The organism is Microbacterium sp. NPDC079176, from assembly GCF_040686675.1.
In the GTDB taxonomy this organism is placed as follows: domain Bacteria; phylum Actinomycetota; class Actinomycetes; order Actinomycetales; family Microbacteriaceae; genus Microbacterium.
In genome coordinates, this window is record NZ_JBFBLM010000002.1 from 545778 (window position 1) to 558093 (window position 12316).

Annotated in this window: 8 protein-coding genes; all 8 read left to right on the forward strand. The window is 67.4% G+C overall.

Features of this window, described 5'->3' with window-relative positions:
• Positions 1-2 precede the first annotated feature (2 nt).
• The 8 genes from trpC to AB0P11_RS06770 all read left to right on the forward strand — a co-directional run bounded on the left by trpC (position 3) and on the right by AB0P11_RS06770 (position 12304).
• On the forward strand, positions 3-773 hold the full coding sequence (trpC, locus tag AB0P11_RS06735) for an indole-3-glycerol phosphate synthase TrpC (RefSeq protein WP_072592282.1): 771 nt from the start codon (positions 3-5) through the stop codon (positions 771-773).
• Complete coding sequence (gene trpB / locus AB0P11_RS06740; protein ID WP_053096096.1) at positions 773-2041, forward strand: tryptophan synthase subunit beta; 1269 nt, start codon at positions 773-775, stop codon at positions 2039-2041. Before trpC ends, trpB begins: the two co-directional genes overlap by 1 nt.
• A complete protein-coding gene (gene trpA, locus AB0P11_RS06745) occupies positions 2038-2841 on the forward strand; it encodes a tryptophan synthase subunit alpha (RefSeq protein WP_053096094.1) in 804 nt (267 codons plus the stop codon). Before trpB ends, trpA begins: the two co-directional genes overlap by 4 nt.
• Before the next feature lie 10 nt (positions 2842-2851).
• Positions 2852-3880 (forward strand): prolipoprotein diacylglyceryl transferase, encoded by a 1029-nt coding sequence (gene lgt / locus AB0P11_RS06750; protein ID WP_363520709.1) that lies wholly within the window; start codon positions 2852-2854, stop codon positions 3878-3880.
• Between the two features lie 135 nt (positions 3881-4015).
• Complete coding sequence (gene gltB, locus AB0P11_RS06755) at positions 4016-8539, forward strand: glutamate synthase large subunit (protein ID WP_157538235.1); 4524 nt, start codon at positions 4016-4018, stop codon at positions 8537-8539.
• On the forward strand, positions 8532-9998 hold the full coding sequence (locus AB0P11_RS06760; protein WP_053096090.1) for a glutamate synthase subunit beta: 1467 nt from the start codon (positions 8532-8534) through the stop codon (positions 9996-9998). The genes gltB and AB0P11_RS06760 overlap by 8 nt, the downstream gene beginning before the upstream one ends.
• A 55-nt stretch (positions 9999-10053) precedes the next feature.
• Positions 10054-11505: a pyruvate kinase gene (gene pyk / locus AB0P11_RS06765; RefSeq protein ID WP_053096089.1), complete on the forward strand. Its 1452-nt coding sequence runs from the start codon at positions 10054-10056 to the stop codon at positions 11503-11505.
• Between the two features lie 139 nt (positions 11506-11644).
• Positions 11645-12304: an alpha/beta hydrolase gene (locus AB0P11_RS06770; RefSeq protein WP_363520713.1), complete on the forward strand. Its 660-nt coding sequence runs from the start codon at positions 11645-11647 to the stop codon at positions 12302-12304.
• The last annotated feature ends 12 nt before the right edge of the window (positions 12305-12316 follow it).

The window sequence follows — 12316 nt, forward strand, 5'->3', positions numbered from 1 at the left end:
TGGTGCTCGCCGACCTCACGGCCGGCGCAGTCGCAGACGCTGAGCGTCGCGCTCTCACCAGGCCACTGGCCGAGGTGGAACGCGATGCTCTCGCACGCCCCGCCGCCAAGGACGCCCTGGCGTTCCTCGCTCCCGCCGAGCGCGTGAAGATCATCGCCGAGGTGAAGCGCGCGAGCCCGTCGCGTGGCGCCCTGGCCGAGATCCCGGATCCCGCTCTCCAGGCGTCGCTGTACGAAACGGGCGGCGCGTCGGCGATCAGCGTCCTGACCGAGGAACGCCGGTTCGGCGGCAGCCTCGCCGATCTCGAAGCTGTCACCGCGCGCGTGTCCCTTCCCGTGCTGCGCAAGGACTTCATCGCGAATCGATATCAGGTCCTCGAAGCACGAGCCGCCGGTGCCGATCTCGTGCTGCTGATCGTCGCGGGGCTCGAGCCGCATGTGCTCCGTGAGCTCTTCGGCTTCATCACCGAGCTCGGCATGACGCCGCTCGTCGAGACGCACTCGGCCGACGAGCTCGAGGTCGCGATCGATCTCGGGGCATCGCTGATCGGCGTCAATGCGCGCGACCTGAAGACCCTCGAGCTCGACCGCGATCTCTTCGGCCGTCTCGTCGACCGGATCCCTGAGACCGCGGTCAAGATCGCGGAATCCGCGGTCCTCACACCTGAAGACGTCAGGCACTACCGCTCAGCGGGCGCTGACGTCGTCCTGATCGGGGAGGCGCTCGTCACGGGCGACCCGGTCGCCACACTCAAGAGCTTCCTGGAGGCGTGATGAGCCTGCGAGACCAGCACGGTCCACTGTTCGGCGACTACGGCGGACGCTACATGCCCGAGTCGCTGATCGCCGCGATCGACGAGCTCTCGGCGGCATACGCCGACGCGATCGTCGATCCGGTCTTCCGCGACGAGCTGGCGTCTCTGCTCAGCTCCTACGCCGGGCGCCCGTCGCCGCTCACCGAGGTCGCCCGGTTCGCCGAGCACGCCGGCGGAGCGCGAGTGTTCCTCAAGCGCGAGGACCTCAACCACACCGGCTCGCACAAGATCAACAACGTGCTGGGGCAGGCGCTGCTGACGAAGCGCCTCGGCAAGACCCGCGTGATCGCCGAGACGGGGGCAGGCCAGCACGGCGTCGCCACGGCTACCGCTGCCGCTCTCTTCGGCCTCGACTGCACCATCTACATGGGCGAGGTCGACACCGAGCGCCAGGCGCTCAACGTCGCGCGGATGCGACTGCTCGGCGCGGAGGTGATCGCGGTCACCTCCGGATCGCGCACGCTGAAGGACGCGATCAACGACGCGTACCGCGACTGGGTGGCGAGCGTCGAGACGACCAACTACATCTTCGGCACCGCGGCGGGGCCGCACCCGTTCCCCGCGATGGTTCGGGACTTCCAGAAGATCATCGGCGAAGAGGCTCGCCAGCAGCTGCTCGACGAGGTCGGCCGACTGCCTGACGCGGTCATCGCGTGCGTCGGAGGCGGCTCGAACGCGATCGGAATGTTCGATGCGTTCCTCGACGACGCCGGCGTGAAGCTCTACGGAGTCGAGGCGGCCGGTGACGGCGTCGACACACCTCGCCACGCGGCCTCCATCGAGCGTGGGCGTCCCGGCATCCTGCACGGCGCGAAGACCTACGTCCTCCAGGACGAAGACGGCCAGACGGTCGAGTCGCACTCGATCTCCGCAGGTCTCGACTACCCGGGCGTGGGGCCGGAGCACTCCTGGCTCGCCGACATCGGTCGCGCCGAGTACATCCCGGCGACCGATGATGAGGCCATGCAGGCGCTGCGCCTGCTGAGCCGCACCGAAGGCATCATCCCCGCCATCGAGTCCGCCCACGCCCTCGCGGGCGCCCTGCGCCTCGGACGTGAGATGGGCCCGGACGCCGTGCTCGCGATCTGCCTCTCGGGTCGCGGCGACAAGGACATGGACACCGCGGCCCGCTACTTCGACCTCTACGACGCCGAGGCGCTCGCGCACGATGTCGCCGACGAGAGCGACGCCGAAGCAGCCGCGTCGAAGGGGGAGCCGGAGCTGTGAGCCGCGTCGAACAGGCGATCGCCGCCGCCCATGACGCGGGCCGCAGCGCCTTCGTTGGATACCTCCCCGTCGGCTACCCCGACCTCGAGACGAGCATCCGCGCCGCCATCGCCCTCGCCGAGAACGGCGTCGACATCATCGAGCTCGGACCGCCCTACAGCGACCCGGTGATGGACGGCGCCGTGATCCAGGAGGCGACCACCGCGGCTCTCGCGAACGGCTTCAAGATGAAGGACCTCTTCACGGCCGTGCGCGCGATCACCGACGCCACCGATGTGCCCGTCCTGGTCATGACGTACTGGAATCCGGTGTTCCAGTACGGCGTCGATCGCTATGCGGACGACCTGCTGGCAGCGGGGGGAGCGGGCCTGATCACGCCCGACATCACCCCTGACGTGGCAGGGGAGTGGATCGCAGCGAGCGAGCGCACGGGCCTCGACCGCGTCTTCCTCGCCGCGCCCACCTCGACCGACGAGCGCCTCGACCTCGTCGTGAAGTCGTCCACCGGCTTCGTCTACACCGTCTCGACCATGGGCATCACCGGTGAGCGCACCGAGCTCGACCGCGCTGCGCGCACCCTGGTCGGACGCCTTCGCGAGCACGGCGACATCCGCGCCTGCGTCGGGATCGGCATCTCGACCGCCGAGCAGATCGCCGGAGTCTCCGAATACGCGGACGGCGCCATCGTCGGCACCGCACTCGTCCGCGCCCTCCGCGACGGCGGCATCCCCGCCCTCGCAGAGGTCACCCGAAACCTGGCGGTCGGCACGTCGTCGGCACGCCCCGTACACGAGAACTAGAATCGCACTCATGTCCCTCGCGCTCCACAGCACCTTCAGCGGCGTGCTCGCCAGCATCCCGAGCCCCACGGTCTCCTACATCGACCTCGGCCCGCTCCGGATCCACTTCTACGCGCTCTGCATCATCGCCGGCATCATCGCGGCGGTACTGCTCACCAACCACCGCCTCACCAAGCGCGGTGCAGAGCCGTGGGTCGTGATCGACATCTCGATCCTCGCCGTTCCGCTGGCCATCATCGGCGCGCGCATCTTCCACGTCCTGACCCACCCGAACTTCTACTTCGGCGAGGGCAGGAACACCTGGAATCCCTTCGAACCCGGATCCGTCTGGGCCATCTGGGAGGGCGGTATCGCCATCTTCGGCGCCCTCATCGGCGGCGCAGTGGGCGCGTACCTCGGATGCCGCTGGACCGGCATCCGCTTCTGGACCTTCGCCGACGCACTGGCACCCGGGCTCCTGCTCGCACAGGCCATGGGCCGTTTCGGCAACTGGTTCAACAACGAGCTCTACGGTCTGCCCACCGACCTGCCGTGGGGCCTCGAGATCCCCTCCGACAACTCCGCGTTCCCTCCCGGCCTTCCCGAGGGCACGCTCTTCCACCCCACGTTCCTGTACGAGGTGATCTGGAACGGTCTCGGCGTGATGGTGCTGCTCTGGCTGAGCCGCAAGGCGACCGCGTTGCAGTGGGGAAAGCTCTTCGCCATCTACCTCATCTGGTACAGCGCCGGACGTGTGGTCTGGGAGTCGATCCGCATCGATCCGAGCGAGATCATCCTGGGTCTCCGCAGCAACGTGTGGGCCGCCATCATCGGCATCATCGTGGGCATCGCGATCCTCATCGTCCAGTCTCGCCGTCACCCCGGTCTCGAGCCGTCGCCCTACCAGCCCGGCCGCGGCCGGAAGGACCTCGACGCTGATGTAGAATCGCAGAACAATCCCTCCGATTTCGTGGACGTGAGTGAGCCTCCGTCCGAAGAAGTCGCCGCAGGAGCCAGCGCCACAAGCACCGCTCCCACGGACTCGGAAGGCGCTCGATAGCCCACCGGTCCGTGCGGACCCCATCGCATCCACCCGGCCAATGACGCCCCCGGGTCATCCGAAGATCTGAGGACGGTACTGGTGTATTTTCAGCCTCCCTACGGCGCTTCCGGCGCTTACCCCCCGAAGCAGGGCATGTACAACCCGGCGTTCGAGAAGGACGCCTGCGGCCTCGCCATGGTCGCGACCCTCCGCGGCGAGGCGGGCCACGACATCATCGCGCTCGCGCTCGAAGCGCTGCGCAACCTGGAGCACCGCGGGGCGATCGGCTCGGATGCCGGCACCGGAGACGGCGCGGGCATCCTTACGCAGATGCCGGACGCGTTCCTGCGCGCCGTCACCGACTTCGAACTGCCCCCGGTCGGCGAGTACGCCGCGGGCCTGGCATTCCTGCCGCGCGATTCCAGCGAGCGCCGCCAGCAGAAGGCCGGCATCGAGAAGATCGCCCGCTCGGAGGGACTCCGCGTCCTCGGCTGGCGCGAGGTTCCGACGGTCAACGACAACCTCGGAAAGCTCGCCGACGAGGCGCGTCCCGCCTTCGAGCAGCTCTTCGTGAGCGCCGGGGGAGCGACGCACTCGGACGCCCCGCTCACCGGCATCGCCCTCGACCGCGTCGCATACCGACTGCGCAAGCGCGCCGGTCACGAGCTCGGCGCCTACTTCGTGACGCTGTCCGCCCGCACTCTCGGCTACAAGGGCATGGTCACGACGCTGCAGCTCGAGCCGTTCTACCCCGACCTGCAGGACGAGCGCTTCATGTCCGAGCTCGCGGTCGTGCACTCCCGTTACTCCACGAACACGTTCCCCTCCTGGCCGCTCGCTCAGCCGTTGCGCATGCTCGCGCACAACGGCGAGATCAACACGGTCGGCGGCAACCGCAACTGGATGCGGGCTCGCCAGTCGCAGCTCGAATCCGAGCTGCTGGGCGACGTCGCGCCGCTGCTGCCGATCTGCACCGACGGTGCCAGCGACTCCGCGTCGTTCGACGAGGTGCTCGAGCTGCTCACCCTCACCGGTCGCAGCCTGCCGCACGCCATCATGATGATGGTCCCCGAGGCATACGAGAAGCAGTCCGACATCTCTCCGGAGCTTCGTTCGTTCTACGAGTACCACTCGAACCAGATGGAACCCTGGGACGGCCCCGCGGCGCTCATCTTCACCGACGGCACCGTCGTCGGCGCGACCCTCGACCGCAACGGGCTCCGCCCCGGGCGGTGGACCGAGACGACCGACGGCCTCATCGTCATCGGCTCGGAGACCGGTGTGCTCACCTTCGAACCCGAGCGGATCAAGCGTCGCGGACGCCTGCAGCCCGGCAAGATGTTCCTCGTCGACACGTCGCAGCGACGCATCATCGAAGACGAGGAGATCAAGCACGATCTCGCGACCATGCACCCGTGGCAGGAATGGCTGGATGCCGGTTCCGTGCGGCTCGCGGACCTCCCCGAGCGTGAGCACATCGTGCACCCGCCCGCATCGATCACCCGCCGTCAACGCACCTTCGGCTACACGGAGGAGGAGGTGCGCATCCTGCTGACCCCGATGGGCCAGAACGGTGTCGAGCCTCTCGGCGCGATGGGATCCGACACTCCGATCGCGGTCCTCAGCAAGCGTCCCCGCCTGCTCTTCGACTACTTCACTCAGCAGTTCGCGCAGGTGACCAACCCGCCGCTCGACTCGATCCGCGAAGAGGTCGTGACGAGTCTGAAGCTCGGTCTCGGCCCCGAGAGCAATCTGCTCACCTGGGGTCCCGACCACACCCGCACGGTGTCGCTCGACTTCCCGGTGATCGACAACGACGAGCTCGCGAAGATCCGTCACATCGACAAGGCTCTTCCCGATCGCTCCAGCGTGACGATCAGGGGCCTGTACCACTTCGACGCCGGCTCTAACACGCTCGAGAAGCGTCTGACCGAGATGTGCGACGAGGTCGATGAGGCCATCGAGAGCGGTGCCGAGTTCATCATCCTGTCGGATCGCGACTCGAACAAGGATCTGACCCCGATCCCTTCGCTTCTCATGGTCTCGGCCATCCATCACCACCTGATCCGTCGTGAGAACCGCATGAAGGTCGGTCTGATCGTGGAGGCGGGTGACGTCCGCGAGGTGCATCACGTCGCGACGCTGATCGGATACGGCGCGTCGGCGGTCAACCCGTACCTCGCGATGGAGACCGTCGAGCACCTGGTGCGCACCGGCTACATCACCGGCATCAGCCCCGAGAAGGCCGTCCGCAACCTGATCTACGCGCTCGGCAAGGGCGTGCTGAAGATCATGTCGAAGATGGGCATCTCGACCGTCTCGTCGTACGCCGGCGCACAGGTCTTCGAGGCCGTCGGTCTGAGCGAGGAGTTCATCGACAAGTACTTCACGCGCACCGAGTCGAAGCTCGGCGGCATCGGGATCCAAGAGATCTTCATCGAGAATCAGGCTCGTCACGACTACGCCTACCCGGAGGATGAGGCTGCTCGCGCTCACGAGCGCCTCTGGACCGGTGGCGAGTACCAGTGGCGTCGCGACGGTTCCCCGCACCTCTTCAACCCGGAGACGGTGTTCAAGCTGCAGCACGCCACACGCGAGCGCCGCTACGACATCTTCCGCGAGTACACCAGGATGGTCGACGATCAGGCGGCGGAGCTCAAGACTCTGCGCGGTCTGTTCTCGCTGCGGACCGGTACGCGCAAGCCGGTGCCGCTCGACGAGGTCGAGCCGGTCTCGGCGATCGTCAAGCGGTTCTCGACCGGCGCGATGAGCTACGGATCGATCTCGAAAGAGGCCCACGAGACTCTCGCGATCGCCATGAACAGGCTCGGCGGCAAGTCCAACACGGGTGAGGGCGGGGAGGATGCCGACCGTCTGCTCGATCCCGAGCGCCGCAGCGCGATCAAGCAGGTCGCCTCGGGACGCTTCGGTGTCACCAGCCTGTACCTCACCGAGGCCGACGACATCCAGATCAAGCTCGCCCAGGGCGCGAAGCCCGGCGAGGGCGGTCAGCTGCCTCCGCAGAAGGTGTATCCGTGGGTCGCGCGCACGCGCGGCGGAACACCCGGTGTGGGACTGATCTCGCCCCCGCCGCACCACGACATCTATTCGATCGAAGACCTGAAGCAGCTCATCTTCGACCTGAAGCGGGCCAACCCCGAGGCGCGGATCCACACGAAGCTCGTCAGCCAGTCGGGCATCGGCGCGGTCTCTGCGGGTGTCGCGAAGGCTCTGAGCGACGTCATCCTGGTCTCAGGTCACGACGGCGGCACGGGTGCGAGCCCGATGAACTCGCTCAAGCACGCGGGAACGCCGTGGGAGCTCGGCCTCGCCGAGACCCAGCAGACGCTGATGCTCAACGGCATGCGCGACCGCGTGGTCGTGCAGGTCGACGGCCAGCTCAAGACGGGACGCGATGTCATCATCGGCGCTCTGCTGGGCGCGGAGGAGTTCGGATTCGCGACGGCTCCGCTCGTCGTCAGCGGCTGCATCATGATGCGCGTCTGCCACCTCGACACCTGCCCGGTGGGCGTCGCGACGCAGAACCCCGTGCTGCGCGAGCGCTTCACCGGCAAGCCGGAGTTCGTCGTGAACTTCATGGAGTTCATCGCCGAAGAGGTACGCGAGATCCTGGCCGAGCTCGGCTACCGCTCGATTGATGAGATCGTCGGCCGCACCGAGCTGATCGAGGCGAACGCCGCACTCCAGCACTGGAAGGCGGAGGGCCTCGACCTGAGCCCCGTGCTCGAGGGACCGGCATTCCCGGCGAGCGAACCGCGTCGCAGCCGCCGCACGCAGGATCACGAGCTCGAGAAGCACTTCGACGTGCAGCTCATCGACATCGCCAAGCCGGCCCTCCTCAACGGCGAACCGGTGGTGGTCGAGCTGCCGATCGCGAACACCGAACGCGCCGTCGGGACGATGCTGGGTCACCAGGTCACCTCCCGACACGGCGCCGCGGGGCTTCCCAGCGGCACCATCGACGTCACGCTGCACGGCACCGCCGGTCAGTCGCTCGGCGCTTTCCTGCCTTCTGGAATCGTGCTTCGACTCGAGGGCGACGCGAACGACTACGTCGGCAAGGGACTCTCGGGCGGCGACATCTCGATCCGTCCCGCTCGCGGGGCTGCCATCGCTCCGCACGAGAACGTGATCGCCGGCAACGTGATCGGCTACGGCGCGACGTCCGGGACCATGTATCTCTCCGGGGTGGTCGGCGAGCGATTCCTCGTGCGCAACTCCGGCGCGACCGCCGTCGTCGAAGGAGTGGGCGACCACGCGCTCGAGTACATGACGGGCGGCGTCGCGGTGATCCTCGGCTCGACGGGTCGCAACCTCGGCGCCGGCATGTCCGGGGGAGTGGCCTACATCCACTCGCTCGACAGCGGCAAGATCAACGCCCAGTCGCTCGGCAGCGGCGAGCTCCGGCTCGAACCGCTCGACCGAGCCGACCTCGAAGTGCTGCGGAGCCTGATCGTGGCACACGTGGAGCGCACGGCCTCGCCGCTCGGCTCCGACATCCTGGCACGGTTCGATGAGACCGCAGGCCAGTTCACGAAGGTGCTTCCTCGCGACTACGCGGCAGTCCGCAGCATGCGCGAAGAAGCAGTCGCCGAGGGCATCGACCCCGACGGCGACATCGTCTGGAACCGCATCCTGGAGGTGACCGGTGGCTGATCCCAAAGGTTTTCTGAAGGTCACAGAACGTGAGCTTCCCCCGCGTCGCCCTGTGCCCGTGCGCATCATGGACTGGAAAGAGGTCTACGAGCCCGGCGACCAGGCCGTCCTGAAGCGGCAGGCAGGTCGCTGCATGGACTGCGGCGTGCCGTTCTGCCATCAGGGCTGCCCGCTGGGCAACCTGATCCCCGAGTGGAACGACCTGACCTGGCGCGGCGAGGGCCGTGCGGCGATCGATCGCCTGCACGCGACCAACAACTTCCCGGAGTTCACCGGTCGCCTGTGCCCGGCACCGTGCGAGAGCTCCTGCGTGCTCGGCATCAACCAGCCTCCTGTCACGATCAAGCAGATCGAGGTCTCGATCATCGACGAGGCGTTCGCCAAGGGCTGGGTCGAACCGCAGCCACCGGCCCGCCTGACGGGCAAGACCGTCGCGGTCGTCGGGTCCGGCCCTGCCGGTCTCGCCGCTGCTCAGCAGCTCACGCGCGCCGGTCACACGGTCGCGGTGTTCGAGCGCGACGACCGCATCGGCGGCCTGCTGCGTTACGGGATCCCCGACTTCAAGATGGAGAAGGGGCAGCTCGAGTCGCGCCTTCGCCAGATGCAGGAAGAGGGAACACGCTTCCGCGCCGGAGTAGAGATCGGTAAGGACATCTCATGGGCCGACCTGCGCGCCCGCTACGACGCCATCGTGATCGCCACCGGATCCACGGTTCCGCGCGACCTGTCTATCCCTGGTCGCGACCTCGACGGAGTGCACTTCGCGATGGAGTACCTGGTCGAGTCGAACCACGCGGTCGCCGGTGACAAGGTGCCGGAGCAGATCACCGCCGAGGGCAAGCACGTCATCGTGATCGGCGGCGGTGACACCGGTGCGGACTGCATCGGCACCGCACACCGTCAGGGCGCGATCAGCGTGACGAACCTCGCGATCGGCAAGCAGCCAGGCACCGAGCGGCCGGGCCACCAGCCCTGGCCGATGATGCCGACGCTGTTCGAGATCTCCTCGGCACATGAAGAGGGCGGCGAGCGGGTCTTCCTCGCCTCGACCGTCGAATTCCTCTCGAACGATGTCGGCGAGGTGCGCGCGCTCCGCGTCGCCGAGACCGAGTTCATCGACGGCCGCCGGGTTCCCAAGAGCGGGACGGAGCGCGAGATCCCCGCAGATCTCGTACTGATCGCGATGGGCTTCACCGGTCCGGAGCAGGACGGCTACTCCGAGGACACCCTCCCGCAGGTGACCGACCGCGGTGCCTTCCGACGTGATGACAGCTACGAGTCCACGGTTCCCGGCGTCTTCGTCGCCGGTGATGCCGGTCGCGGACAGTCGCTGATCGTCTGGGCGATCGCCGAGGGCCGCGCGGCTGCGGCGAACGTCGACCGATTCCTCATGGGGACCACCGTGCTGCCCGAGCCGGTGCGACCACATGAAGTCGCTATCGGTCTCCAGCCCGCGTAGGCTGAGCGGCGGCACCGTCGCCTGATTTCCATCCCCCACTACCCTGGAGCAATCTTTGAGACGCGCGAAAATCGTCGCCACCCTGGGCCCCGCCACCTCCACGTACGAGACCGTGCGTGCACTCATCGACGCCGGAGTGGACGTCGCCCGTCTGAACCTCAGCCACGGTGACTACTCCGTGCACGAGAACAACTACGCCAACGTCCGTCGCGCTGCCGACGATGCGGGCCGCGCCGTCGCCATCCTCGTCGACCTTCAGGGGCCGAAGATCCGTCTCGGCAAGTTCGAGAACGGTCCCTACGAGCTCGCCGAAGGCGACATCTTCAAGATCACGACCGAAGACATCATCGGCAACAAGGAGATCTCGGGCACGACGTTCAAGGGCCTGCCCAACGACGTCAAGCCGGGCGACTTCCTGCTTATCGACGACGGCAAGGTCCGCGTCGAGGTCGTCGAGACCGACGGAGTCACCGTCACGACGCGCGTGATCGTCGCGGGCGCCGTCTCGAACAACAAGGGCATCAACCTGCCCGGCGTCGCCGTCAACGTCCCCGCGCTCAGCGAGAAGGACGAGGACGACCTCCGTTGGGGCCTGCGCATCGGCGCCGACCTCATCGCCCTGTCGTTCGTCCGCAACGCCGAAGACGTCAGCCGCGTGCACGAGATCATGGCAGAGGAGGGCGTCAAGGTCCCCGTCATCGCCAAGGTCGAGAAGCCGCAGGCCGTCGACGCTCTCGAGGAGATCGTCGACGCGTTCGACGCGATCATGGTCGCCCGTGGCGACCTCGGGGTCGAGCTGCCTCTGGAGGCCGTGCCGATCGTCCAGAAGCGCGCTGTCGAACTGGCACGCCGCAACGCGAAGCCCGTCATCGTCGCCACTCAGATGCTCGAGTCGATGATCAACAGCCCGGTGCCGACGCGCGCCGAGACCTCCGACGTCGCCAACGCCGTGCTCGACGGCGCGGATGCCGTGATGCTCTCGGGCGAGACCAGCGTGGGTGACTACCCGGTCGTCGTCGTCGAGACGATGGCTCGCATCATCGAGTCCACCGAAGAGCACGGACTCGAGCGCATCGCCCCGCTGACGAACAAGCCGCGCACGCAGGGTGGTGCGATCACTCTCGCCGCTCTCGAGGTGGCCGAGTTCGTCGACGCGAAGTTCCTCTGCGTGTTCACCCAGTCCGGTGACTCGGCGCGTCGTCTCTCGCGTCTGCGCTCGCGTATCCCGATGATCGCGTTCACACCCGAGCCGAGCATCCGCCGTCGCATGGCGCTCACCTGGGGCATCCGCTCGAAGCTCGTCGACATGGTCCAGCACACGGACCTGATGTATCTGCAGGTCGACGACTATCTGCTCAGCAGCGGACTCGCCGTCGAGGGTGACAAGGTCGTCGTGATCTCCGGTTCCCCTCCCGGAATCGTCGGCTCGACCAACGACATCCGCGTGCACAAGGTCGGAGACGCCGTGAACGGCGCGGCTCCGATCTACAAGGAAGCCACGGTCTGATCCAGGCAAGAGGCGAAGGGGCGGAGCCACGGTTCCGCCCCTTCGTCGTATCCTTCTCCGGGGAGTCCTGGCGGTTGGTATCGTCTGGCGTGACGGATGCGGCGCGGCGGCGGCCAGGGGAGGGGACATCATCGATCTCGTGAGACGGACCGGCTGGTGGATCGCGGACTACGCCTATGCCGCCTACTGGCAGGTGCGCTCGGCCTTCGATCGCCGCGATCCGTCTTCATTCGCCGGGGGCCATGCCGCTCCGATCGTCATCCTTCCCGGGGTCTACGAGACATGGCGCTTCATGCAACCGCTGATCACGGCCCTGCATGATCGCGGTCATCCGATATACGTGGTCGATGCCCTGAGACGCAATCAGCGTCCCGTGCGGGATGCAGCGCGGGTCGTGACGGCCTTCCTCGAGCGCGCGGACCTGTCCGACGTGCTGCTCGTCGCGCACAGCAAGGGTGGACTCGCGGGGAAGCTCGCGATGGCCGGCCCGGCGGGGACTCGAGTACGCGCCATGTTGGCGGTCGCGACTCCCTTCGGCGGTTCCCGGTACGCACGGATACTCCCTGTCCCGTCCCTGTGGGCCTTCGCCCCCTCGCATCCCTCGATCGTGGAGCTCGCTCGGCATCAGGACGTGAACGAACGGATCGTATCGGTGTACGCCACCTTCGATCCGCATATCCCCGAGGGCAGCGAACTGCCGGGTGCGCGCCGGAACGTCCGGCTCGACACAGGCGGGCACTTCCGGATCCTCGCGGATCCTCGCGTCCTCGGCGAGGTCGCGTCTCTCTCCGAACCCTGAGCCGCTCGGCCT